General features: G+C 65.0%; 22 protein-coding genes and 1 pseudogene. 16 read left to right on the top strand and 7 right to left on the bottom strand.

The window, feature by feature from the left end:
* Positions 1 to 425: 425 nt before the first annotated feature.
* The 5 genes and pseudogenes from AB0M74_RS03005 (at position 426) to AB0M74_RS02985 (ending at position 4,946) form a co-directional block, all read left to right on the top strand.
* The gene (locus AB0M74_RS03005) at positions 426 to 1,289 is read left to right on the top strand and encodes a transcriptional regulator (RefSeq protein ID WP_364900958.1); all 864 of its coding nucleotides are present in this window, start codon (positions 426 to 428) and stop codon (positions 1,287 to 1,289) included.
* Positions 1,290 to 1,347: 58 nt separating this feature from the next.
* Positions 1,348 to 2,296, top strand: a pseudogene (locus AB0M74_RS03000) (acyl-ACP desaturase).
* An 8-nt stretch (positions 2,297 to 2,304) separates the two neighbouring features.
* Positions 2,305 to 3,321 carry an alpha/beta hydrolase family protein gene (locus AB0M74_RS02995; RefSeq protein ID WP_364900956.1) on the top strand — a complete coding sequence of 339 codons (1,017 nt, stop codon included), beginning with the start codon at positions 2,305 to 2,307 and terminating at the stop codon, positions 3,319 to 3,321.
* A gap of 123 nt (positions 3,322 to 3,444) precedes the next feature.
* Complete coding sequence (locus AB0M74_RS02990; RefSeq protein ID WP_364900953.1) at positions 3,445 to 3,846, top strand: antibiotic biosynthesis monooxygenase; 402 nt, start codon at positions 3,445 to 3,447, stop codon at positions 3,844 to 3,846.
* Positions 3,847 to 3,902: 56 nt separating this feature from the next.
* The gene (locus tag AB0M74_RS02985) at positions 3,903 to 4,946 is read left to right on the top strand and encodes an LLM class flavin-dependent oxidoreductase (RefSeq protein ID WP_364900950.1); all 1,044 of its coding nucleotides are present in this window, start codon (positions 3,903 to 3,905) and stop codon (positions 4,944 to 4,946) included.
* Here the strand turns inward: AB0M74_RS02985 and AB0M74_RS02980 are convergent.
* A complete protein-coding gene (locus AB0M74_RS02980) occupies positions 4,907 to 5,959 on the bottom strand; it encodes a MaoC family dehydratase N-terminal domain-containing protein (RefSeq protein WP_364900947.1) in 1,053 nt (350 codons plus the stop codon). The two genes, AB0M74_RS02985 and AB0M74_RS02980, sit on opposite strands and share 40 nt — an antisense overlap.
* A 510-nt stretch (positions 5,960 to 6,469) precedes the next feature.
* Between AB0M74_RS02980 and AB0M74_RS02975 the strand changes: the two genes are divergently transcribed.
* Positions 6,470 to 7,675 carry a lipase gene (locus AB0M74_RS02975; RefSeq protein WP_364900945.1) on the top strand — a complete coding sequence of 402 codons (1,206 nt, stop codon included), beginning with the start codon at positions 6,470 to 6,472 and terminating at the stop codon, positions 7,673 to 7,675.
* A gap of 147 nt (positions 7,676 to 7,822) precedes the next feature.
* On the opposite strand, the gene AB0M74_RS02970 is transcribed toward AB0M74_RS02975, so the two are convergent.
* Entirely contained in the window at positions 7,823 to 8,806 is a 984-nt protein-coding gene (locus tag AB0M74_RS02970) for a helix-turn-helix domain-containing protein (RefSeq protein WP_364900942.1), read from the bottom strand.
* A 298-nt stretch (positions 8,807 to 9,104) separates the two neighbouring features.
* On the opposite strand from AB0M74_RS02970, the gene AB0M74_RS02965 reads away from it, so the two are divergent.
* The gene (locus AB0M74_RS02965) at positions 9,105 to 10,130 is read left to right on the top strand and encodes a fused (3R)-hydroxyacyl-ACP dehydratase subunits HadA/HadB (protein WP_364900939.1); all 1,026 of its coding nucleotides are present in this window, start codon (positions 9,105 to 9,107) and stop codon (positions 10,128 to 10,130) included.
* 95 nt (positions 10,131 to 10,225) lie between these two features.
* On the opposite strand, the gene AB0M74_RS02960 is transcribed toward AB0M74_RS02965, so the two are convergent.
* Entirely contained in the window at positions 10,226 to 11,377 is a 1,152-nt protein-coding gene (locus tag AB0M74_RS02960) for a cytochrome P450 (RefSeq protein WP_364900936.1), read from the bottom strand.
* A gap of 240 nt (positions 11,378 to 11,617) precedes the next feature.
* Between AB0M74_RS02960 and AB0M74_RS02955 the strand changes: the two genes are divergently transcribed.
* The 5 genes from AB0M74_RS02955 (at position 11,618) to AB0M74_RS02935 (ending at position 16,907) form a co-directional block, all read left to right on the top strand.
* A complete protein-coding gene (locus AB0M74_RS02955; RefSeq protein ID WP_364900933.1) occupies positions 11,618 to 12,964 on the top strand; it encodes a cytochrome P450 in 1,347 nt (448 codons plus the stop codon).
* Positions 12,961 to 13,866: an alpha/beta hydrolase gene (locus tag AB0M74_RS02950; protein WP_364900930.1), complete on the top strand. Its 906-nt coding sequence runs from the start codon at positions 12,961 to 12,963 to the stop codon at positions 13,864 to 13,866. Before AB0M74_RS02955 ends, AB0M74_RS02950 begins: the two co-directional genes overlap by 4 nt.
* Complete coding sequence (locus AB0M74_RS02945) at positions 13,850 to 14,707, top strand: SDR family NAD(P)-dependent oxidoreductase (protein ID WP_364900928.1); 858 nt, start codon at positions 13,850 to 13,852, stop codon at positions 14,705 to 14,707. Before AB0M74_RS02950 ends, AB0M74_RS02945 begins: the two co-directional genes overlap by 17 nt.
* On the top strand, positions 14,704 to 16,218 hold the full coding sequence (locus tag AB0M74_RS02940; RefSeq protein WP_364900925.1) for an NAD(P)/FAD-dependent oxidoreductase: 1,515 nt from the start codon (positions 14,704 to 14,706) through the stop codon (positions 16,216 to 16,218). Before AB0M74_RS02945 ends, AB0M74_RS02940 begins: the two co-directional genes overlap by 4 nt.
* 71 nt (positions 16,219 to 16,289) lie before the next feature.
* Complete coding sequence (locus tag AB0M74_RS02935; protein ID WP_364900923.1) at positions 16,290 to 16,907, top strand: TetR/AcrR family transcriptional regulator; 618 nt, start codon at positions 16,290 to 16,292, stop codon at positions 16,905 to 16,907.
* Positions 16,908 to 16,972: 65 nt separating this feature from the next.
* Here the strand turns inward: AB0M74_RS02935 and AB0M74_RS02930 are convergent, their stop codons facing one another.
* Both AB0M74_RS02930 and AB0M74_RS02925 read right to left on the bottom strand, forming a co-directional pair.
* Entirely contained in the window at positions 16,973 to 17,455 is a 483-nt protein-coding gene (locus AB0M74_RS02930) for an adenosine-specific kinase (RefSeq protein ID WP_364900920.1), read from the bottom strand.
* A 147-nt stretch (positions 17,456 to 17,602) separates the two neighbouring features.
* Positions 17,603 to 18,106: a flavin reductase family protein gene (locus AB0M74_RS02925; protein ID WP_364900917.1), complete on the bottom strand. Its 504-nt coding sequence runs from the start codon at positions 18,104 to 18,106 to the stop codon at positions 17,603 to 17,605.
* Positions 18,107 to 18,488: 382 nt separating this feature from the next.
* On the opposite strand from AB0M74_RS02925, the gene AB0M74_RS02920 reads away from it, so the two are divergent.
* The 3 genes from AB0M74_RS02920 to AB0M74_RS02910 are packed head-to-tail and all read left to right on the top strand — an operon-like array spanning position 18,489 to position 20,103.
* Positions 18,489 to 18,740: a hypothetical protein gene (locus AB0M74_RS02920; RefSeq protein WP_364900914.1), complete on the top strand. Its 252-nt coding sequence runs from the start codon at positions 18,489 to 18,491 to the stop codon at positions 18,738 to 18,740.
* Positions 18,722 to 19,474 carry a PIG-L family deacetylase gene (locus AB0M74_RS02915; protein WP_364900911.1) on the top strand — a complete coding sequence of 251 codons (753 nt, stop codon included), beginning with the start codon at positions 18,722 to 18,724 and terminating at the stop codon, positions 19,472 to 19,474. The genes AB0M74_RS02920 and AB0M74_RS02915 overlap by 19 nt, the downstream gene beginning before the upstream one ends.
* A complete protein-coding gene (locus AB0M74_RS02910; protein ID WP_364900908.1) occupies positions 19,471 to 20,103 on the top strand; it encodes an SAM-dependent methyltransferase in 633 nt (210 codons plus the stop codon). The genes AB0M74_RS02915 and AB0M74_RS02910 overlap by 4 nt, the downstream gene beginning before the upstream one ends.
* 146 nt (positions 20,104 to 20,249) lie before the next feature.
* Here the strand turns inward: AB0M74_RS02910 and AB0M74_RS02905 are convergent, their stop codons facing one another.
* Together AB0M74_RS02905 and AB0M74_RS02900 are read right to left on the bottom strand one after the other, a co-directional pair.
* Entirely contained in the window at positions 20,250 to 20,444 is a 195-nt protein-coding gene (locus tag AB0M74_RS02905) for a hypothetical protein (RefSeq protein ID WP_364900905.1), read from the bottom strand.
* Complete coding sequence (locus AB0M74_RS02900; RefSeq protein ID WP_364900902.1) at positions 20,444 to 21,652, bottom strand: helix-turn-helix domain-containing protein; 1,209 nt, start codon at positions 21,650 to 21,652, stop codon at positions 20,444 to 20,446. The genes AB0M74_RS02905 and AB0M74_RS02900 overlap by 1 nt, the downstream gene beginning before the upstream one ends.
* A gap of 649 nt (positions 21,653 to 22,301) precedes the next feature.
* Here AB0M74_RS02900 and AB0M74_RS02895 point away from each other — a divergent pair.
* Positions 22,302 to 22,745 (top strand): acyl carrier protein, encoded by a 444-nt coding sequence (locus AB0M74_RS02895; RefSeq protein ID WP_364900899.1) that lies wholly within the window; start codon positions 22,302 to 22,304, stop codon positions 22,743 to 22,745.
* The last annotated feature ends 9 nt before the right edge of the window (positions 22,746 to 22,754 follow it).

Here is a 22,754-nt window from a genome sequence, read left to right as displayed (position 1 = left end):
TCCCTGACGGCGGCCGGTCCACCGATGAAGAGTCGAGCAGACGATGTCACGGCGCGCGGTCGACCCTGGGGTGGCATTCACGCAATGCCGGTTTTGCGCGGTCGGCGCTGTGTCCGGCGTTCCGCCATGGTGTCGGAGATCTCGGGCGTGTCGCAACTATTCCGATACTGCGAAGGTCGGTGCCGCAATCGCCATTTCTTCTCGAGAGTCCGCAGATCGCTTGTGATTTCGCCCAACGGTCGGAGTATCGGCTCATGACATTCCCGATTCTCGATCCGTCGCCGCATGTGGACGCGCCAGGTCATTGACCATCGTCGATCATGGTGGGCATACACCCGGGCTCGGGCGCCACGAGCTTGGAATCGAAACTCCTCGAGCATCTGAGATGTCAGGCGCGTGGCACACCCCACGGCGACGTCGCGACTATGGCGAGAAACCTCGTCGCCGCGGCAGCAGGCGGATCGCCACCGGCCGAGGTCACCGGATCCGCGATCCGCTGGGCCCGCGAAGGTGTCGCTCTCGAAACGGTCCTCGGCGCGTATCACGAGGGCATCCGAGCCGGTATGCAGTTCCTCGCCGATACGGCCGCCGGCCATGACGTCGACGAGGTCGTGGCCGGTTCTCGACTACTGGTGCGGGTGCTGGAGACCGTTACGGCGGCGGCTGCGGTGGCCTATGTCGACGAGCACCGCCAGGTCGCCAGAGAACACCAAACCGCAGCACAGACTCTGGTATCCGCCCTGCTCAGCGGTTACGGCGTGACCCAGCTGGCCAAGCAGACCGGCATCGCCATCGCGTCGTCCTACCAGGTGGTCGCGCTGTCGATACCACCGCACGAGGACGAGCGAAGACCCGGCATTGCCAGGCCGTCCGCGGCACGGCGCAAGCTGCGTCGCGTCCAGGTCGCGTTGGGGACACCGCTGGGGTCGCGCGCCCTGTCGCTGCTGTCCACCGACGGTGGCACGGTGCTGGTGCCGATCGACGGCGCCTCGGCTCATACCCCGCTTGCCATGACCACGGAAGTGCTGGAACTGCTCAGTGCGGCCGCCGAGGTGCCGGTCACCGCGACTGTGGGCGCCTGCGACACTGTGCGGATTCCCGAACTGGCAGCGCGCGGGCACGAACTGCTCGAGGGGCTGCTGGTGGCGGGCCGCCCGCCCGGCCTCTATCCGATGGCCGACCTGCCCGAGGCGATCGGACGCGACGCGGCAGGTTATGACAATCCCCAGCAGGCAGCCAGTTCTGTAGCCGCCGCACCCAACGATCGCCGAATCGGTCGTACAGCCTGAATATCGGACTCTATTGTCGAATTAGCCTCGATTCAGGGGGCAACCGAAGGAGTTCCGAGTGACTACCGCGTTGACCGATATCGACATTCTGCGCGAACTGGAACCCGTCGTCGAACGCAATCTCAATGAGCACATCCGCAAAGCCAGGCCATGGAATCCGCACGACTATGTGCCGTCGGATGACGGCCGCAATTTTGCGGCCATGGGCGGAATTGATTGGGAGCCGGGACAATCGGTGCTCTCCGCGGTCGCGCGGATCGCGATGGTGACCAATCTGCTCACCGAGGACGACCTGCCGTCGTATCACAGGGAGATCGCTGACTCGTTCTGCCTCGACGGCGCCTGGGCCCCTGGCTCGGGCGCTGGACGGCCGAGGGGAATCGGCACGAGATCGTGCTACGCGACTGCCTGGTGGTCACCCGCGCGGTCGACCCGGTGGCCGTGGCAGCGGCCAGGATGGCGCGATGACCGCCGGCGTCGCGAAACCAGTGAAGGGTTCGCGGTTTCTGCGCTCGGTCGCCTATGTCACGTTGCAGGAGTTGGCGACTCGGATCAGTCATCGCAACACCGGAACCGCGTGCGGAGAACCCGTCGTCGAGCGTATGCTGCAGCAGATCGCCGCCGACGAGAACCTCCATATGATCTTCTATCGCAACCTGAGTGCCGCCGCTCTGGAGCTGATGCCCAACGCGATGTTCCGTGCTACCACGGATATCGTGACCCAGTTCCAGATGCCCGGCCTCACCCGGCCCAACTTCTGCCGTAACGCGGTCGTGCTGGCCAAGAATGGCATCTATGACCTGCGGCAGGATGTCGATGTCGTGGTCCGTCCGCTAGCGCGGGCGTGGAATGTGTTCGACAGCACCGACTTATCCGGCGAAGAAGAACGCGCGCGCGAGGTGTCGGCCGGCTACCTGGACGAGTTGGAATTCGAGGCAAGGCATTTCGAAGTGCAGCGGGACCGGGCAGCAGCCCGGCCGGCGGAGCGAGTCGCTGCAGCAGGATGAACTTACGCGTGCCGATTGCTGCGGCGGCGATGGTCACCATCGCCGTAGTGAGTGCTGCGACCGTGCTTGCCGACAATGTGACGGTGGCGACGCCACCACCGATCGATCCTGCGATGACCAGAACTGGACTGCTCAGCCAGGAGCGGCTCGGCCCACATCGCGAACGTCTGAACATCGCCTCCGCGGCCATGCGGCGGGTCATCACCGTCGACGTATTGCACGGCACGGGAACCGGACCGCGCCCGACGTTGTATCTGCTCGACGGCGTGGACGGCGAAGCAACCTCGGGCTGGCTCAGCAAAGGCAAAGCGGCGGAGTTCTTCGCGGACAAACCGGTCGACGTCGTATTGACCAGCGGCGGCGCCGGAAGCATGTACAGCGACTGGGACCGCCACGACGCCACGCTCGGGCTGAACAGGTGGGAGACCTTTCTGACCGAGGAGCTGCCGCCGATCGCGGAGTCGCTGTTGAAGTCCGATGGGCGGCGGGCAATCGCCGGTGTGTCGATGGGTGCACAGGCGGCGATGATGCTCGCCCAACGCCACCCCGGCCGGTTCAGCGCCGTCGCCGGTATGAGCGGATGCTATTCGACCGCGGACCCATTGGGGCACGCCGTCACCACCATCACCGTCGCCTCGCGCGGCGGCAATGTCGAGAATCTCTGGGGCCCGCCGAACTCGCCGGAGTGGGTCGCGCACGACAGTGTGCTCGGCGCGGAGGGCCTGCGCGGGACGACGATCTATCTCTCGGCCGCGCCCGGCCTGCCGACGGGCGCGGATCTCGTCGCCGTGGCCAACTCGCCGACCGTCCTCGATGCGCTGAAACTGGCAGGTGGGGGCGCAGCGCTGGAGGCGGGAGCGCGCGCGTGCACCGAGCGGTTCGCCGCGCGGCTCGGTGAGCTGAAAATCCCCGTCACCGTGGAGTATCAGCAGACAGGCATGCATACCTGGGCCGATTTCGAGGCACAGCTGCCACGTGCTTGGCGCGCGCTTGCTCCCGCGCTCGGGTTGCCCGAACCGAAATAGACTCCGCGCCCAAAGTGGACAGCAGTGCCCGACTCGGCCTGAAGTTGCGGTTCGATGAGCCGAATGTCATCTTGATGAGCGCTCCGCGCTCGGCCCGAGGCGGTGTTGCATTCGATCCATCTCATGACGGGACCTCCACCGATGCCGACCCTGCCCTGGACCTCCGGAGTTCATCAGCCTGTCGACGGGGAGCAGTTGCAAGTGCTGACCTCCCGGCTGCCGCTGAACCGCTACTCCGATATCGTTCGGTTCCTGCGCTGGACGCTGAAGATCCGCTCCCAGCTGCGCGATGCTCCCGGCTGTGTCGGCTACACGCTCGACGCACGCCTGTTCAGCAAGACGTTCTGGACCTTGTCCGCGTGGTCGGACCAGGAGGCGATGAACAACTTCGTGCGCAGCGGCGCACACGCGCAGATGCTCGCCGACATGGCAGGCCGTGTGGGCAACCCCAGCTTCGTCGACTCCACCGCTACCCGTGTGGACATCCCGCTTTCTTGGAAGGAAGCCCGCATCCGGCTGACCTGAGGCCCGTGGTCAGCGGTGCTGAGGAATCAGACGACGCCGTCGGCGTTGACGTTGGTATGACTTCGGCACTTCAGTCGGTCCAGTTCTCGATCTTGGACCGGTCCCGCGTTCGGCGCGGTCAGACCCATCCCGAGGCGCTGCGCGAGACCGTAGAGTTCGCGCGGCTGGCCGAGGAGTGGGGGTACCACCGCTTCTGGGTTTCCGAGCATCACAGCGTGCCGGGCGTAGCGGGATCGGCGCCGACGGTGCTCGCCGCGGTGGCGGCCGGGGCGACGTCGCGGATTCGGGTCGGCACCGGCGGTGTGATGCTGCCCAACCATCAGCCGCTCGTGGTTGCCGAGCAGTTCGGGGTACTGGAGTCGTTGTATCCGGGCCGCATCGATATGGGTCTCGGCCGGTCGGTCGGGTTCACCGATGGTGTGCGCCGCGCACTCGGGCACGGGAAGAGCGACGCCGACGACTTCGATGCGCGGCTCACCGAGGTGCTGGAGTTTGTCGGCAACGGTCGTTACGGAGTGCACGCCTGGCCTGCGGATGGCCTGCGGGTGCCTGCGTTCCTGTTGGCGACCGGCGCGGGCGCGGCGCGGGCGGCACGTTTCGGGCTGCCGCTAGTGATCGCGGCGGTGGCGGGCGAGGACCGGATGGTCGAGGCGATCGAGCAATACCGCAACGAGTTCCACCCGACGCCGTGGGGTTCGCAGCCGTATGTTGTTGTGTCGGGCGCGGTCGTCATCGCCGACACCACCGAACAGGCGCACCGGCTGTTGCTGCCGGAGGCGTGGTCGAATGTCTACTCGCGCACCCGTGGTGAATTCCCCGTGCTTATTCCACCCGAGCACATCGAGACCATGACGATGACCGAGCGGGAGCGCAGGATGTTCGACGAGGCGCTGCGCGACCATATCCACGGCACCGAAGACGAGGTCGCGGAGGCGTTGGAACACTTGGTGACCCGGACCCGCGCCGATGAGATCCTGGTGCACACCAGCACTTTCGATCGGGCCGCGCGACTGGATTCGCATCGCCGTCTGGCACGGCTGACCGGATTGCGTTCCTCGGCTCAATCCCGTTCGGAGAATCGCACTTCCGCGGCGGCGTAGCCGAAGACCTTGCGGCCACCCGATTGCGCGTCCATGGCAATGGTCGCCTTGCGCTGGTGGGAATCGAGCGAGGTCACCCGTCCGCGGAACGCGATCGAGCGGGTAGCAAGCGCAGGGATGCCCACGAAGTGCGCGTAATGCCGGAATTGGGCGCGCAACCGGGTGACCGCGGCCGGGTTACCCAGCCACGCGCTCAGGAAGCTCGCGGCGAGCCCGAGTGTGAGCATGCCGGGCGTGGCTACCGTCGGCACCGCCGCGGGGGTGCCGTCCTGCTCGTCGCACAGCACCGGATTGCCGTCGCTGGTGATCTCGGTGTAATTCACCAGGTCGCCGAGTGACAGATCGAACGCCAGGACAGGCAGTTCGGCGCCTACCCTCAACGCGTCGAAATCGACTGTGGTGCGTGGTTTTCGGTGCTCACATGCGGGAGCTGTCCGGAAGGAGTCGACCGCCGCGACGACGTCGGGCCCCCGTTCGGGTTCGGCGGGGTGGTATCCATGGACGGCGAGTTTGCGCACCGTCTCGGCGAGGCTCGGTCTCGCGCCGCCCGTGCGCGTCAGCAGCCCGGTGTCGGCGCTCTGCACGACCGCGCCGTCCTGGTCGATGAGCCAGCTTTTGATCGCGAGCACGTCGTAGTCCGCAAAAGTCCGGAACGATTCGAAATAGATGTCGCAGCTGAGCCGGTCGCCCGCAACCAACAGCCTGCCGAAGTCGAAGACCTGGTCGACGTGCAGAATTCGGGTCGGATCGTATCCAGTGACGAGCGTGTCGAGTATTTCGTGCTGAACCCGCTGCAGGATTATCGCGGCGAATGTCGCAGGCGCGATCAGACTGTCGAAGCCGAGCGCGGCGGCCGCTTCCTTGCTCCAATGCGCGGGATGATAATCCTGCACGGCGCGTGCGAATTCCCGGATCATTTCATCTCTGACGACGTAGCGCGCTGCCGATCGATACCGGTGCAGTGCCTGCGCAGGAGCCGCAGCATTTGCGCGATCGACGACGATGTCACCCATATCTGCTCCTGTCGTACGCGCGGGTCGTTGCCACTGTGACCGCACCCGGCAGTGCCCGACCCGCCGAACACGTTGTGCCGAAGCGGGTTCGGGTGCTCGACAACACCGTGTCGAGCACTGAATCTCCTTGATCAGCCATCGAGGTGCATCCCACGGCGACGAAACGTGAAGCCAATGATTCGTCCGGAAGTCTCGTTTTCTCTGTGATTCATCGGCTATGTGGAGATCTCACCGACAAGAGCTCGATTCTTTGGTGCTGCGCACGCACTGTCGTGATCAGCCGCGTGCGGTACGCGGGCTGGGCTGCGGCCCGGCCCCGGCCAATTCGCGCGATAGTGCGGACTGTGCCGGTTCCCTATGGCGACCGGATGACGTGGTGAGGTGTCCAGATACCTTTCTGTCACATGTGTTTCGGCGCTCGACCGTCTTAGCGTTGGCCCAGTTCCAGTGCCGTGGCCCGGTATCCCTGGGCACTGTCGCGAACGCTGTCGTTCTGCAGGAAGGCATGTAATGAAACGAAATACCAGCGGGCGGTCGTTGAGCGTCGCGGTGATGATGGGCATCTCGGTGCTCACGATGAGCGTGACGGGAGTGCTCGCCGGTGCGGCACCGGCGGCACCCACCGAACAGAACTTGGCCGATTACATCGCCACCGGCCGGACAGGGACGCCGGTCGCAGGCTCCGGCAGCGCGGGCGGCTCCGGCTCCGCATGCACCTCGGGCAGCGGCGCAGGGTCGGGGAATGGGTCCGGCAACTGCTATGGCGGCTCGGGTAGCAGCTCGGGTTCCTCGGGCGGCTACGCTTCCGACACCGTCGGCTTCGGACCGCCGATGACTTCGTGGCTGGCCGCGTTCGGCTACGGTCTGCTGCACCCGAATGCGGCGCCGCCCGGGTCCAACGACTGGAGTTGCCGGCCGACAACGGAACATCCGCGTCCGGTGGTCATGGTGCACGGTACCTGGATGAACGCGTACAACGGTTTCGCCTATCTGGGCCAGCCGATCAAGGACGCAGGATTCTGCACCTTCACCTTCAACTACGGTCGCGCCGACCTGCTCGAGGGCGGCGGTCTCGGTTCGGTGCTACCCGGGGTGATGGGCACCGGCTACATCGAGGACTCGGCGAAACAACTCGCGACATTCGTAGATCGGGTACTCGCCACGACCGGCGCGAGCGAGGTCGATCTCGTGGCGCACTCGCAGGGCGGCACGATGTCGAACTACTACACAAAGTTCGAGGGCGGCGCGGCGAAGGTCGAGAACCTGATCACCTACGGCGCCACCCACCACGGCACCAGCCTCTACGGGATCGGCGCACTCGGCAGGGCCATCAATAATTTCGGCATCGACATCCTCGGCTTCATCGAGATTTTCGTCGGCCACGCAGGTATCCAGCAGACCATCGGTTCGGATTTTGTCGACAAGCTGAATGCCAACGGCGACACCGTCGCCGGGGTCGACTACACGGTCGTCGGGACCCGCTATGACGAGATCACCAACCCATACGACCTGACCTTCCTGCAGCCGGGACCGGGTGCGACGGTACAGAACATCACCCTGCAGGACGGTTGCGAACAAGATCTCTCCGACCACCTGACCATCCTCTATTCGCCACGCGCACTGTCGATTGCGCTGCGTGCGTTGGACCCGGTCGGACACCCGAACCTGGCATGCACCTTCAACCCGTGGGTGATCGGCGGTGGGGGAACGCTGTAAGTCCTCGATCGTGCATCACGCCTAACAGGACGAAAACCGTCATCTCCGAGTCCGGTTCGGACGGCATTCATCGACATATGTTTCGACTTTCTGTGCGGGGTATGGAAATTCGGACGTCGGATGCGGCGCAGGTGCTGCACTCGACGTTCAGGTCGCGATGCGGAACCGGTTTCGGTAATCGCCCGGGGTGGTTCCGAGTTGCCTGCGGAAGGCGCGGTGCAAGGTTTCGACCGACCCGAGTCCCACCGTCGCGGCGACTCGTTCGAGCGGCTGGTCGGTGGTTTCCAGCAGCCGACGCGCGGCTTCGACCCGGCATGCCTCGACATAGACCACGGCGCTGGTGCCGGTTTCCTGCCGGAAGACGCGCGTGAAATGACGCTCGCTCAGGCACATCCTGGCCGCCAGCGCCGAGGTGGACAGATCGCCGCCCAGATGTTCGGTGACGAAGATTCGTAATTCATCGATGTCACGGCGGGTGGCCGCGGGAGGACTCAGCGGCACGCTGAATTGGCTTTGGCCGCCTTGACGTTTGAGGTATACCACCAGCTGCCGCGCGACCTGCAACGCCAGTTGTTCGCCGTGATCCTCGGCCACCAGTGCCAGGGCGAGGTCGAGACATGCGCTGATTCCGGCGCCGGTCCAGATCCGGCCGGCGCGGATGAAGATAGGGTCGGGGTCCACGACAACGTGGGGGTGCTCGGCGGCGAGTTGGTCGGCTGTCGACCAATGGGTGGTGGCAGTCTTTCCGTCCAGCAAGCCTGCGGCCGCGAGCAGATGCGCACCCACGCACACCGAGGCTATCCGTCGCGTGCGCGGCGCGACGGTCTGGATCCATAGCACGATCTCCGGCTCGACCCGCGCCACCGGACCATGGGGCAAGGGATCCACCGCACCCGGGACGACCAACGTATCAATCGGGTGTTCGACCTCGTCGAAGCTGAGGTCGGTGACGACACGCACCCCGGCCGACGTGCGCACTTCGCCTTGTACGGGGCTTGCCAGCCGCACGTCGTACCGTGCTCGCCCGCCACCCTCGCGGTTCGCCAGCGCGAATACTTCGGCCGGCCCGGCGACATCGAGCAAGTCGACGTCGGGGAAGGCCGCGATGACGACGCGGTGGATCAAGGTCATGACTCCATCGTCGACGCCCGGGCCGATGGCCGCAACGACGTATTTCTGTCACATCCGGCCATCGCCGCCCGGCTGGAGTTGCGGCTGACCGGGGCTGTTCGGCAGTGGGAAACGTTGTTCTGCACCGAGCCGGAACGAGGGCTCCATCGACCGAATGTGCAGTCTTGCCGAACATCGGCAGCGCCGCGAAACGACGAACCAACCGGGTTCAACGGATATACACTGGTAGTTAGGTAAATTCGCGCCAGTGTTCAGTAACCGTACCGAAGATTTCGATCCCGTAGCCCACGCACATTCGATGGTTGGGCGGACTTTCCGTGCCAGTGAGCACTATGAGGTCGGCCGGGAGAAGGTTCGTGAGTTCGCCCGAGCGGTACGAAACCATCACCTCGTGCACTGGCGCGGCGACATTGCCGCGGCCTACGGCTACCGGGGTCTGCTGGTGCCCCCGACGTTCGCGTCCGTTCCCGGACACCTGGCCTACTCCGAGATCTTTCCGACGATTCTGCGCGGCTACGATCTGAGTCAGATGATCCAGACCGATCAGATGATCGAATACCACGCCACAATCCACGAGGGCGACCGCCTGACCTTCGAGGTGTGCCTGGAGTCGTTTCGCCGGGCATTCGGCGGAGATCTCATAGGACTGCGTCAGGTGGTCTTCAACCATCGAGACGAGCCGGTCATGACCTCGCGCACGGCCATCGTGGGGCGCAGTAGCGTTGAGTCCGATCTCGCGGAGACCGCAGCCGAATCGCTGATGCCTGCTTTCAACAGTCGCGAGGGCGGCCCCCGCCGGAAGAACCCACCGCTTCATGTCGACGTCCCTACCATCCCCCGCCCGGAAGACCACTGGCGTGGCGCGGGGGAGAACGTGGTGGCGTTCGATTCGCTGAGCGTCGGCGATCGGCTTCCGCCGCGGACGGTCCGGCTCACCGCAGGGGATTTGGTGAACTATGCGGGAGTCTCCGGTGACCCCAATCCCATTCATTGGAGTGAGAAGCTCGCACATCTGATGCGCCTGGAAACCGTGGTGGCGCAAGGCATGCTCACCATCGGGCTCGGCGCGGACTATGTCAGTTCTTGGTTGGGGGACCCGGGTGCGATGCGTGCCTTCAACGTGCGGTTGACCAGTCCGGTATATGTCACGGAGACCGGTGCGGAGATCGAGTTCACCGGTCGGATCAAAGCGGTCGACCATGCTCGGTCCAGCGCGATCGTCGCCCTCGACGCCAAGCATCGAGGGCGAAATATCTTCGGTCGTGCGACCGCTACCGTCGCACTCCGTCGACAGGCGGTGCACGTTCCCGGCCCGCCGGAGTGAGCGCGCACGGATCGTCCGGCTTCACATCGGCGACCATCGCGGTGGCTGCTCCCTGCACGACGAGACGGCCGCGCCCTCGACGCCCCTCCGAAGGCCTAGTGCGGCGTGAGCAGCACCGGCAGCTCGACCAGACCGTGCGAGCGCCACGAGGTTCGGTATTCGAGCGCTGATTCTGCAACAGCGAGCTGCACTCGGGGGTGCCGCAGGAACAGTTGCGGGACAACGGCGTCGACGACGAGGTCGGTGGCTTGCGCGCCGAGGCAATAGTGGGGCCCATGGCCGAACATCAGGCTTGGCCTACCGTTGCGGGCCGGATCGGAATCGGCGCCGAACAGCGTCAGCAACACGGTGTCTCCAGCGGGGATGGTGCGCCCGGCGACCACGAGCTCGGTGACCGCGAATCGTCGGATGGCGAACGGCAGTGGATTGGCCCGTTCCATCAACAAGCCACGGGAGGACGGCCACGCGGCGAGGGTTGTGGCGGCGTCGTCCGAGGTGAGGAGTGCGGCAATCATGTTGCTGCACATGTGCACCGCGTTCTCCAAACCCGCCAGCATCATCAGGAAGGCGAGGGATACCAGTTCGTCCTCGGTCAGCGTGTTCTCGATGTCGCCGGCGTGGATCCACCCGCTCAGCAGGTCGTCGCCGGGAGCTGTGCGCTTCGAGGCGACCAGTGTTGCGAATGTCGCGGTCAGCCAGTCGATCGCCGCCACGAGCCGTTGCCCGGATGCTTTCGACGCGGCATCGAACGTCACCATGGCGGTAGCGGCCTCGCGCAGGCGCGAATGCAGGTCGGCGGGTATTCCCAGCAGTTCGCCGATCACCGATGTCGGAACCGGGACACACACGGCAGTAAGCAGATCGACGGTCTCGCTGCCGCTTTCGGGCAGCGTAGCGAACACCGCCGCGGCGGTTCGGGCGACGGCGGCGCGCAGATTTCCGGAGGAACGTCGAGAGAATGCGGGTCCGGCGAGCTTTCTGATCCGGTGGTGGTCGCCACCGTCCATGTTCAACAGGTTTCGATCGAGCGCAGGTGGTAGCGCGAAACCGGTATAACCGTCGCCTGCATGCCTCTTGTCCAGGCTCAGTCGGGGATCGGCGAGCAATGTGGCTACCTCGTCGTATCCCGCCACCACCCAAACCTGTTGGCCGCCAGGAAGTTCCGCACGCCGCACCCGTCCGCGCCAGGCGGCGTGCTCGTCCCATCGGGTTCTCGCCGACGTGCCGATCACCGTCGTCTCCACCATCGCGCCACCTCACTGTCGGTGTTCTCACAGGGTATTCGGGTGGGTGCGCAGACCGCTCCTCGGGGCGGGCGGCTCGGAAAGCCGATCCGCCAGTTGGTGCCGGCCGCTGATTCTTCGGTTACGCGGGCTTCAGCGCAACGGCCGGTTCACCAAGCCGGCGGCGTCAGCCCCTTGCCGATAGCGGTACGTCGGCGTACCGTCATTCTGGTACATAGATGTACCACGCGAGGAGGTGGGCGCATGCCCGCTGTGAAACTTCCGGATGGCCCTTCTACGCCGCGGATCGTGCAGAGCCTGGAGATACTCTTCGGACGCTCTCGTGCTTGGCGCCGCACGCATGATCGCTTCGGCTCGGCCTTCACCATCCACATGCCCAGGTTCGGTCGGGTGGTGGTGATTTCCGATCCGGCCGAAGTCAAAGCGCTGTTCACCGCGGGTGCCGATGTCGCCGACAATGTCGCCGTCAACCTCGGGCAGTTTCTGGGGCCGGGCTCGTTGTTCTCATTGGAAGGCGAGGAACACCGCAAACAACGCAAGTTGTTGACACCTCCGTTCCATGGACGCCGACTGGCCGTGTACGAGTCGCTGATCGAGGAGGAAGCGGTCCGCGAGATGGCGTCATGGCCGTCGGAGCACGAGTTCGCCACGATGGATTCGATGATGCGGATCACCTTGAACGTGATCCTGCGTGCCGTATTCGGTGCCGAAGGCAAGGAGTTCGACGAACTGCGCGAGCTACTTCCCAAATTGGTTCTCGTCGGGTCGGCCCTTGCGGCGGTACCGGTTCCGAGGAGACTGCTGGGCCGCTTCGGCCCGTGGGCCCGGTTCGCGGCGTACCGCAACCGGTACGACGACATCGTCGGACGGCTGATCGACCGCGCTTCGGCCGACGAACAGATCCAAGACCGCGACGACGTGCTGGCGATGATGTTGCAAGCTCGATACGACGACGGTTCCAGCATGAGTCGCATCGAGATCGCGGACGAGCTGCTGACCCTGCTCACTGCCGGTCACGAGACCACCGCGACGACGCTCGCGTGGACGATCGAGCGACTGCGCCGCCACCCCGATGTGCTGAATCGCCTCGTTGCCGAAGCCGATTCGGGTGGCTCGGAACTGCGGGAGGCCACGCTGCTCGAGGTGCAACGGGTCCGGCCGGTCATCGATGCCACAGCGCGCACGGTGCGCGCCGAGTCGATGCAGTTGGGGCGGTGGACGCTGCCGAAGGGGCAGACCGTGGTGGTGAGCATCCGGTTGATGCACGACAACGAGGAGCTCTTCCCGAACGCCCGTGCTTTCGACCCCGATCGGTTCGTCGGCGTGCGCCCGGGCACGTTCAGCTGGATCCCGTTCGGCGGCGGCGCGCGCCGCTGCATCGGTGCGGCGTTCGCGACCATGGAGATGAACGTCGTATTGCGCACGCTGCTGAGGGATTTCACGCTCGAAACGACCGACGCGCCGGACGAACGGACGCACTTTCGCGGGGTGGCGCTCGTTCCTGCCGGGAAGGGGCGCGCCGTGGTGCGTCGCCGCACTCCGCAGCAGGTGATTTCGGACCGGGGCCGCGCCACCGAGGTGACGGCGTGAGCGGGCCGAGTGTCGAGGTCGGTCACGGCGTTACCTTGGCCTACGAGCGACTGGGTGCGGGCGGTGTTCCGGTCGTGCTCGTCGCGGGTTTGGGCCAGCAGTCGCACGACTGGCCGGACGGATTGTGCGCCCTGCTGGTTGCACGCGGATATCAGGTCATTCGTTTCGACAATCGCGATGTCGGCCACTCGACACATTTCGGTTTTCCGCCGCCGGGCCCGGTGGATTTCCTACGCCGCCATTGGCATCACGACCAGTACGATCTCGCCGATATGGCCGCGGATACGGTCGGTCTGCTCGACGCACTGGGGCTGCCGTCCGCGCATCTGATCGGAATGTCGCTGGGCGGCATGATCGCGCAGACCATCGCCGCCCGCTATCCGGCCCGGGTCGACTCGCTGACATCGATCATGTCCACCACCGGCGCCGCTCGGCTGGGACGTCCGGCATGGTCGACTTGGCGATTGATGTTCAGCCGACCGGCGCGCAACCGTGCCGAGCATATTGATCTTGCGGTGCGAATGTACCGGCACATCTCGTCGGCCGGATATCCGTTCGATGAGTCCGCTGTGCGTGCGGCGGCCGCCACGACCTGGGATCGCGACCCGGCTCCGGCTCGCGGTGTCGGCCGTCAGCTCGCCGGCATTCTGAAATCCGGCGACCGGACACGAGAGCTGAGTGCCGTGACAGCGCCGACGTTGGTTCTGCACGGTGACCGCGACCTGATGGTCGCCCCGACGGGAGGGGCGGCTACCGCGAATTCCATTGCCGGAGCACGTCTCCGGATCCTTCCCGGCATGGGCCACGACCTGCCCGCAGGCGTATGGCCGACCCTCGTCGACCTCCTCGACGACCATATCCGCACGTCCCAAACCAGGAGCGCCGATGCCCCGCACTCATAGGCCGCTGTTCGGCCGCCCGGTCATGATCACCGGCGCGGCCTCCGGAATCGGCCGCAGTCTCGCCCAGTTGTTGTCACACAAAGGCTCGCCCGTGGCGATCGCCGATATCGACGAGATCGGACTGAAGGAGACGGCCACGTCGTTGACCGGCCCGGTGCTGGCCCGTGTCCTGGACGTACGGGACGCCGCCGACCAGCTCGCGTTCGCAGGCGAGGTTCGCGACTGGCTGACCGCACCGCTGGCGGCGGTGTTCAACAATGCCGGTGTGGCGGTCTCCTCATCGGTGCTCGATGCGGTTGCCGAGGACGACGAGTGGCTGCGGCAGATCAATTTCGACGGAGTGGTCAACGGTACGCGAGCCTTCCTGCCCATTCTCGTCGAGCAGGACGAGGGCGTCGTCGTGAACACCTCGAGCGTGTTCGGTCTGCTCGGGATGCCCAATCAAAGTGCGTACTGTGCAGCGAAATTCGCGGTCCGCGGGTTCACCGACGCGCTGCGCCAAGAGCTGCGGAAGACCGGTGTGTCCGCGGTAAACGTCCATCCCGGCGGCATCACGACCAACATCGCGCGCAATGCTCGGGTCCGAAAAGACCCCGAGGGCCGCGGGCGAACGCCGGAGCAGATGGCGGCGGAATTCGAGGCCGTGGCGCTGACCAGCCCGGCGAAGGCGGCCGAAATCATATGCCGCGGTGTCGAGGCGGGGAAATCACGGATTCTGGTCGGCCCGGACGCCTATCTGTTCGATGTACTGGCGCGGGTGGCACCAACGCGCTACTACGACGTGATCGCACTGGTGGAGCGTCGGCTGCGTGCTCGTGGCAAGGCAGGAGCACGGGCATGACCGAACATGTGGATGTCCTGATCGTCGGTGCCGGACTGTCGGGAATCGGCGCCGCACATCATGTGCAGGCGGCGTTTCCGAGCCGCAGTTACGCGATCCTCGAGGCCCGCGATGCCCTCGGCGGCACCTGGGATCTGTTCCGCTACCCTGGCGTCCGCTCGGATTCCGATATGCACACGCTCGGTTACCGTTTCCGCCCGTGGACGCAGGCCAAAGCCATCGCCGACGGTCCGGCGATCCTCGAATACATCCGCGCGACGGCCGCCGACGCCGGTATCGACCGGCGTATCCGGTTCGGGCATCGAGTGATCGGTGCGTCGTGGTCCTCCGCCGAATCCCGCTGGACGGTGCGAGCCGAGCACGCGGGCACGACCGCGGTGTTCACCTGTGACTTCTTCTATGTCTGCAGCGGCTACTACCGCTACGACGAGGGCTACACACCCGACTTCGCCGGAGTCGACGACTTCGGTGGGCAGCTCGTGCATCCGCAGTCCTGGCCGGCCGACCTGGACTACACCGGCAAGCGGGTCGTCGTCATCGGCAGCGGCGCCACAGCGGTGACGCTGGTGCCTGCCATGGCCGAGGCCGCCGAACATGTGACGATGCTGCAGCGGTCGCCGAGCTACATCTTTCCGGTGCCTTCGCAGGACACCGTTGCCAACCGACTGCGCAGGCTGATCGGTCCGAGACGTGCCTACACGGTCGTGCGGTGGAAGAACGTGCTGCTGGGTATGTTCATCTACCAGTTCAGCCAACGGCGGCCACGGCAGATGCGGAGGTTCATCCGCAAACTGACCATTGACCAGCTGCCTGAGGGCTACGACGTCGACACGCACTTCAAGCCGACCTACGGGCCGTGGGATCAGCGGTTGTGCCTGGTTCCGGACGGGGACCTGTTCCGAACGATCCGCGAGGGTCGCGCTTCGGTCGTCACCGATCGGATCGACAGATTCACCGAGGCGGGGTTGCGTCTCGAGTCCGGCCGCGAACTCGAAGCCGATGTGGTGGTGAGCGCGACCGGCCTGCAGTTGCTCGCCCTCGGCGGGCTCCGGCTCACCGTCGACGGACGCGAAGTCCCGCTGCCCAACACTATGGCGTACAAGGGGATGATGCTCAGCGGAGTACCCAACTTCGCGTTCACCATCGGCTACACCAATGCGTCCTGGACGCTGAAGGCCGATCTCGTGAGCGAATTCGTCTGCCGGTTGTTGCGGCACATGGATGCCAACGGCTACGTCGAGAGCACGCCATGGCCCGACCCGACCGTCACCGAGACCCCGCTGCTCGACTTCCAGGCCGGCTATGTCCTGCGCGCCATCGACCGATTCCCCAAGGCAGGTTCTCGGGCTCCGTGGCGTCTGGGCATGAGCTACGGCCACGATGTGATCACCCTGCGGCACGGCCGTATCGACGACGGCACCATCCGCTTCGCGCACCGGCGCGCGGCGCAGGGTAGCGGATTCACGGAGGCCGTCGAACTCGGCCACGGCCCCGAACAGGTCACCGCATGAGGAGCGCGGCGGCCGCATGCCGGGATCGGTCGAGACGCCGATCGACGGGAGCAGTCACTACGCTGACTCCCGTGACACGTACCGAGCCCGTACCGCGCACCTCTACCGATGTCCCGGCCGAGCCGGGACATCGGCGTCGGCTCCTCGACGGTATGGCGGTCGCGGTGCGCGAACGTGGCTATCGGGACTCGACTGTCGCCGACGTGGTACGCAACGCCCGTACCTCGCGCCGCACCTTCTACGAACACTTCGCCAGCAAACAGGACTGCTTCATCGCCCTGCTGAGTGAGCGGAACACCGAAACGATCCAGCAGATCGATGCCGCGGTGGACCCGCATGCGCCGTGGCGCACCCAGGTACGCCAGGCCATCGAGGAGTGGATCCACTTCTCGCAGGAGGATCCTACGATCACCCTCAGCTGGATTCGTGTCGTCCCTGCGCTGGGCGAGGATGCCAGACAACTGCAGCGAGAAACCGGCGACGCGTTCGTCGATCTGATCCAGAAGCTCACCAGCACAACAGAATTCGCTGCGGCTGGCCTGCATCCACCCACCCGTCAAGTGGCGACGATCCTGCTCGGCGGCTTCCGCGAACTCATGGCGACGACTGTCGAGGACGGCGGCCAGATCGCCGACATCGTCGACGTCGCCGTCGAAACCGCGATCGCACTGGTCGGTCCCCGCGTGTGAGACGAGACAGCACCGCACCGGACTTCCGCCTGCTCGGGTAGCCCGGTCGCCGTCGATGTGGGTTGCTACATCTTGTAGCCGATCTGGCGCAGTAGCTGTCTGCGGGCTGTCTGGTCGTCGGCATTCTCGACGCCCAGCGGCGGGAGCCCGTCGACGACACCGACGATTCCCCGACCCAGCTCGGTCTGGGCAACCAGCACTTCCACGGGGTTGGCTGTCGCGCAGAAGATTCCGCAGACTTCCGGGACCTGCTCGACCGCGTTGAGCACATTGACCGGATATCCCTCGCGGAGGAAGACGATGAACGAGTGTCCGGCTCCGACGGCGAGTGCGTTCTTCGTCGCGAGCTCGACCAGGTCGTCGTCGTTGCCGGAGTGCCGGACCAGACGCGGCCCGGATGCCTCGCAGAATGCGAGCCCGAACCGCAAGTGGGGACCGTTACCGACCAACGCCTCGTGCAGGTCCTCGACGGTCTTGATGAAGTGGGCCTGTCCGATGATGACGTTGAGATCGTCCGGTTTGTCGATACGCACAGTTGTCAACTCCACAGGAACATACTGCGCCTGACCACTGGGGATGCACAGCACTTTGGCGCCGATCTGCTCGCGAACATTCACTATCGAGAAACTCGCGTCCGGCAGAAACCTGCCGCGCGCCTGCCGGTCGTCGCGCCCACCGGGCCGCCACGCCGACGTCTACGCCTCGTGTCCGGGCCGCAGCTGGGATACCTCGCTGTAGCGGAGGGCGCGGGTGCGTGGGGGTGGGGCGGACCCGGCTTCGGGGGCTACCAGCAGCCCGACGTGGTCGCCGAAGTCTTGGCGTTCGAGGATCCGTCCGCAGAACCAGCCCGCTGCGGCATCCAGGATCGGCAGGCTGGCCGGGCCGGGATGCCAGTCGCAGTGGGCGAACTTGTCGATGTCGTTGCCGGTTTCGGTACCGAATAGTGCCGCCAGTGAGATCTGGTCGCGATCGAGCAGGTGCACGGCGAGATGATGGGCACACATGGCCAGCTCGAAGGTGTGGTTCTTCTTCGAGATTGCGATGAGGAATCGCAACGGATCGATGCTCACCTGGGAGGTGAATCCGACGAGACAGCCGGCTCGCTGTGGGCCTTTCCGCGTCGTCACGACGCAGACAGGATAGTCGGCGGCCGCAACTACTGCCTCGAAGGATGAGTCTTCGTGTCCGGTGTGGGGCATGGTGTGCTCCTCGGATCGGGGAGTCGATGACAGGTCGGACGCATACGGGCGCCGAGCGATTCGGCCGCCGACCGGAACAACTCGTGTGCATACGGCATCGTTTGCTGGAGTAGCGGTGGCGTCGCCGTCGAACTTCGCGATGACACGCCCACGCCGGGTTGGCATATTCGGCGACCTCGGTTGCCATCCCGACCTCCTCTGCGACTCGACCCGATGCCGGTTCGGGCATCTCGTGCAACAAGAAGACTCGTCTCACAGTAGGAGATCGCCGTCGGTTTCGGGTGATCGTGGGTTAGTTCGTCGGTGCGGCTTGCCTTGCGCGGTGACTGACAACGTATGACGCTGGCTGTTTGCTCGTCTCGTCATGGGGTAGCCGGGAACCATGAGCAACTCGGGAAACGACGGGGCCCGTTCCGCGGGCGTCGACCGAAACGAGGATGCCTGCGTGATTGCTCGAGTTCTGCTCGTCGTTCCGGTTCGGGATGAAGAGCGGCTGTTGCCCGCCGAGCTGTGGTGTTCGGGAGTGACTACCGACCTCACCGTCGATCTCCGCCGGAGTCATGCGGAGCGATACCTGGCCGATCGCGGCCGTGATTACGCGGAAAAGGAGTTCTCATGGTTGCCGAGCAGATGATCGATCTTGCTGTTCGCGGTACTCCGGACGATGTCTGGGCGCCGTGGCGGCATCGTCGCCCCGAACTGTCCCTCGCCGGGTGGCGACACTTGGTCGTCGTCGCTCCGCATCCCGACGACGAGATACTCGGAGCCGGGGGTTTGATCGCGCTGGCGCGTGCGCGCGATCTGCCGGTCACAGTGGTCACCGTGACCGACGGAGAAGCCTCACATCCCGGTTCGCCCACCTACTCGCCGACCGAACTCGCCGACCTACGTATCCAGGAATCTCTGCGGGCGGCAGCAGAACTGGGTGTGGAACCACCCATTCGGCTCCGAATCGGAGACGGCGTCGTAGCGGCACACGAAGCCGCAGTGACCGAAGCGCTCGCAGAAATCCTCACCGCATGCGGGCGCACCGGCGGCTGGTGTGCGACGACCTGGCGGCGTGACGGTCACCCCGACCACGAAGCAGTCGGCCGTGCCGTGGCCGCGGCGTGCGCTGGAACCGCGACCCGATTGCTCGAATTTCCGGTGTGGATGTGGCACTGGGCGAACCCTGCTCACCCTGTGGTCCTCGTGACCCGCGCGCGGACGTTGACGCTGCCGGAGGCAGTCATCAACGCCAAGTCGCGCGCGATCGCGCACTTCCACAGCCAGATCAGCGCCCTGTCGGAGGATCCCGCCGACCAACCGATCCTGCCGCCGCACCTGCTCGACCGATTCATCGGCGCGACGGAAACGTTCTTCGTATGAGTGAGACACGCCTGGCAGCAGGCTATTTCGACGACATGTGCGCCCGCGACTCCGATCCGTGGGGGTTCACCACGCGCTGGTATGAACAGCGCAAGCGAGCACTGGCCATGGCCGCACTACCGAAGCCGCGCTACCGCAACGCATTCGAACCCGGCTGCTCGATAGGCACCCTGTCGGCCGAACTCACCACCCGCTGCGATCGGCTGGTGTGCACCGATGTTGTGGCGCAGGCGCTCGATTCGGCAAAGGCTCGGGTCGAGCGCCTGCCCTACACCGCGCGCGGCGCCGTCGAATTCCGCTGCTGGGCACTCGGCGAGAACTGGGCCGACGAGCGATTCGACCTGATCGTTTTCAGTGAGGTCTGTTATTACCTCGACGCCGCGAGCCTGCGTGCGGTGTTCGATCGCGCCGTCGCACACCTCGAGCCCGGTGGCACGGTGCTGTGCGTGCACTGGCGGCGAAAAGTGCCGGAGTACCCGATGTCCGGTGATCAGGTCCACGCGATCGCGTGCACCACTCGCGGCTTGTCGACGCTGGCGCACTACCGGGACGAGGACATGTCCATCGATGTATTCACCGCGGTCGATCACGAGCCGATATCCGTCGCGCAGGCCGAAGGGATCCGGTGACACGCCCCCCCGTCCAGCCCGCAACAGGCCGCGTTCGAACACATGCTCAACGTCCACGACCGCACATCACCGGACTGAACCGACGGTCCGGAGTTGACCCGCCGAGCGGAAATCGGATGGCGGCAACGTGGTTCACGTCGTGGCGTTCAGAAGTTGCCGAAATCGGTAGCCATCGCCTCGACCGCGCTGCCTGCTTCATCGTTGCGCAACGCGGTGACCACGTGCCGGGCACTCGCGGGACGACCACGGGTGGCGGGCCGAGTTGGCAGGTGCTGGTAGGGGGCACCGAACTGTTGCCGCGCATCCACAAGGACGACCCCGGCGAAGTGCGGATGTGGCATCAGGTGATTCGGTAGGTGCGGGCGACCAGGGCCGAACGCAGGTACCAGAGGCCGGAGGGTTGGGAGGGGTCGAAGCCGGTGAGTTTGAGGCGATAGTCCACGGTGTTGGTGTGCACGTGCAGGACTCGGGCGGTGCGCTGGCGGTTGAGGTTGTTGCCGATGTGGCGTTGCAGGGTTTCCAGTAGTTCGGGGTGCTCGTCGAGTGGATCGAGCAGTGAGCCCAGGTATTCGCGTCCCGGCCCGGGGCGGGTGAGCTGATACTCGAGCGCCAACTCGTCGAATCGGTACATTCCGGGCACCGCCTGCAGGCGCTGCACCATGTCGAGCAATTCGTGGGCTTGGTCGGCGGCGTTCGGGATCTGTTCGGGGGTGGCCTGCACCAGTGTCGCGGTGACCCCGACCTGTGCGGCGTGTGAGAGCTGGTTGACCAGGGTGTCGAGGCCCTCGTTGTCGAAGGTCGCCGACGGAATGAGAATGGTGCCGCCGTCGACGCTGAGCAGCGACAGTGCGCTGTTGCCGCAGCGGGTCGCCAGCTCGGCCTGGACTCGGCGGAGTTTGCGTCGGGCCACGACCTGACGGTCGAGTGCCGGGTTTCCTTCGTCGCGATGTGCCGGAATAGCTACCGCGACAACGACATACGACTTGGCGATGGCGATCCCACATTCACGCGCCATGGTCGAGGTGCTGTGCCCGCCCAACAGTGCCGAGGTGAGCGTGTGGACGGCGGTGTGGTGCTCGCTGACTACTGCGCGCAGTTCCCTGACATAGGCGACCGAGACTGCCGAGGTGATCATGTCCAGTATTTGCACGACCATGTGGGCGCCGTCGACCAGATTGTCGTAATCCTTGATGGACGCGTTGGAGACCACCAGGTCGAGGCCCATCTGGAAGCCCTCGTGGATGGAATGGTGGATCGTGTCGATGGGCACGCCCTCGCGTGCCCATCCGGCGGCCGCGTCCTGGAGCCGCTGCAGCTTTTCGGGGATGCCTTGTCCGTCGAGCATGCCGACCGCGAGCTCGAGGCAGGTCCTGGTGATGGTGGTGACGTCCCCGGAGATGGCATCCACCGGCAGTGTGCCGCAGGGGATGACATTTTCCACGAAGTGACCGACCATCTGGCGCGATAGCGCCCGGACATCTTTCAGCGGGGACGACATCGGCTGACCTGCCAAGGTCAGACTCGGCCAGGTCGAACTGTCGACGGACATTGGCGACTCCTTTGCCCCCGGGATAGCTGTGTAGGGCATTCACAGTAACTGTCCGAAGCGGGGCGTGGATCGATTCGCGATCTTCTGTGAAAGCGAGGGGGTCGGTCGGTGTGCCCTTGTGAAGGGGCACAGCCGTCATGGGCGCTACTGGCGAGTAATGAAAGCCGTCACACCCGGTTGTCGGACCGGAAGTTTGCGGGACGTTCCGCCGTGACGGCGGGGGTCGGCAGCGAGGTGAAAATGGCGTTAAGCGACTTCGCAATCTTCTCGAATTATGTCAGCGCCCAATTCAATTGAAAAATACCGATGGGTTGGTATGAAAATGTGGCTGGCCGATCTATGAACCTCGCGTGAACAGCGAACTCTGCAAAAAGAGGACATGTTCCACTCTATTGTGGCGGAGTTGGTTGGTTATCTGTGACAAAGAATCTCAGAATTTGTTATCTCGGACGCCATGGCTCCGACTGTTGTTTGCAGGGCGTGACGCCATGTTTCGTGCGCGACGTGGGACGTGATTAGCCAAATCGTTGCCCATCCGTCGGACTCGCTGTGCTGCAGCTGTTTTCGGATTGCAGGCCGCAAATCGACGGTGTACTGATGGGTGCATGCGCCGATGTTGTCGATAACGGTTGTGGGACGTTGACGAGATATGAGACATAACAGTCTCGATTGCCGATATCGGAGGGCAAGTGATCGCAGTCTCGGCTGGCGCCGAATCCTGCGCTACCCAGGGGGAATACATTTACCGCGAGTCGATGGCAAACCCATCGGTTCGCATTCTGCTCACGGGGGAAGCGGAAGATTTCAGCGCAACGGGAGATGCGAAATGATGGCGACGCAGATGATAAGCGAGCGCGTGTGTGAACTATTTCGGCACGGTCTTCAAGTGGTCGAGATCGAGATAGACACACCGTTGCTGGATTATGGCTTGGACTCGGTCCGTTCGGCCGAACTCGTGGTCGATCTCGAGCGAGCCTTCGACATCGAGATCTCCGATGCGGAGGCTTCGACGCTGCACACTGCCCGCGCGGTGATCGACTGTGTATCAGCGAAGATCGGGCAAGCGGCCCGTCGCGCAGTACTCGGCGCCTAGGTCGTGACT

Origin of the sequence: Nocardia sp. NPDC051463, assembly GCF_040681975.1 — a bacterium.
GTDB lineage: Bacteria > Actinomycetota > Actinomycetes > Mycobacteriales > Mycobacteriaceae > Nocardia.
The sequence above is the reverse complement of the archived record's forward strand: the minus strand, read 5'-3'. Positions and strand labels throughout refer to the sequence as shown.

Excerpts from the sequence above, each read along its gene's own strand:
- AB0M74_RS03005 (WP_364900958.1), top strand. The coding sequence starts at position 426 with ATGGCGAGAAACCTCGTCGCCGCGGCAGCAGGCGGATCGCCACCGGCC.
- AB0M74_RS02990 (WP_364900953.1), top strand. The coding sequence starts at position 3,445 with ATGACGGGACCTCCACCGATGCCGACCCTGCCCTGGACCTCCGGAGTT.
- AB0M74_RS02985 (WP_364900950.1), top strand. The coding sequence starts at position 3,903 with ATGACTTCGGCACTTCAGTCGGTCCAGTTCTCGATCTTGGACCGGTCC.
- AB0M74_RS02980 (WP_364900947.1), bottom strand. The coding sequence starts at position 5,959 with ATGGGTGACATCGTCGTCGATCGCGCAAATGCTGCGGCTCCTGCGCAG.
- AB0M74_RS02975 (WP_364900945.1), top strand. The coding sequence starts at position 6,470 with ATGAAACGAAATACCAGCGGGCGGTCGTTGAGCGTCGCGGTGATGATG.
- AB0M74_RS02970 (WP_364900942.1), bottom strand. The coding sequence starts at position 8,806 with ATGACCTTGATCCACCGCGTCGTCATCGCGGCCTTCCCCGACGTCGAC.
- AB0M74_RS02965 (WP_364900939.1), top strand. The coding sequence starts at position 9,105 with ATGGTTGGGCGGACTTTCCGTGCCAGTGAGCACTATGAGGTCGGCCGG.
- AB0M74_RS02960 (WP_364900936.1), bottom strand. The coding sequence starts at position 11,377 with ATGGTGGAGACGACGGTGATCGGCACGTCGGCGAGAACCCGATGGGAC.
- AB0M74_RS02955 (WP_364900933.1), top strand. The coding sequence starts at position 11,618 with ATGCCCGCTGTGAAACTTCCGGATGGCCCTTCTACGCCGCGGATCGTG.
- AB0M74_RS02945 (WP_364900928.1), top strand. The coding sequence starts at position 13,850 with ATGCCCCGCACTCATAGGCCGCTGTTCGGCCGCCCGGTCATGATCACC.
- AB0M74_RS02940 (WP_364900925.1), top strand. The coding sequence starts at position 14,704 with ATGACCGAACATGTGGATGTCCTGATCGTCGGTGCCGGACTGTCGGGA.
- AB0M74_RS02925 (WP_364900917.1), bottom strand. The coding sequence starts at position 18,106 with ATGCCCCACACCGGACACGAAGACTCATCCTTCGAGGCAGTAGTTGCG.
- AB0M74_RS02920 (WP_364900914.1), top strand. The coding sequence starts at position 18,489 with ATGAGCAACTCGGGAAACGACGGGGCCCGTTCCGCGGGCGTCGACCGA.
- AB0M74_RS02915 (WP_364900911.1), top strand. The coding sequence starts at position 18,722 with ATGGTTGCCGAGCAGATGATCGATCTTGCTGTTCGCGGTACTCCGGAC.
- AB0M74_RS02910 (WP_364900908.1), top strand. The coding sequence starts at position 19,471 with ATGAGTGAGACACGCCTGGCAGCAGGCTATTTCGACGACATGTGCGCC.
- AB0M74_RS02905 (WP_364900905.1), bottom strand. The coding sequence starts at position 20,444 with ATGCCACATCCGCACTTCGCCGGGGTCGTCCTTGTGGATGCGCGGCAA.
- AB0M74_RS02900 (WP_364900902.1), bottom strand. The coding sequence starts at position 21,652 with ATGTCCGTCGACAGTTCGACCTGGCCGAGTCTGACCTTGGCAGGTCAG.
- AB0M74_RS02895 (WP_364900899.1), top strand. The coding sequence starts at position 22,302 with ATGAGACATAACAGTCTCGATTGCCGATATCGGAGGGCAAGTGATCGC.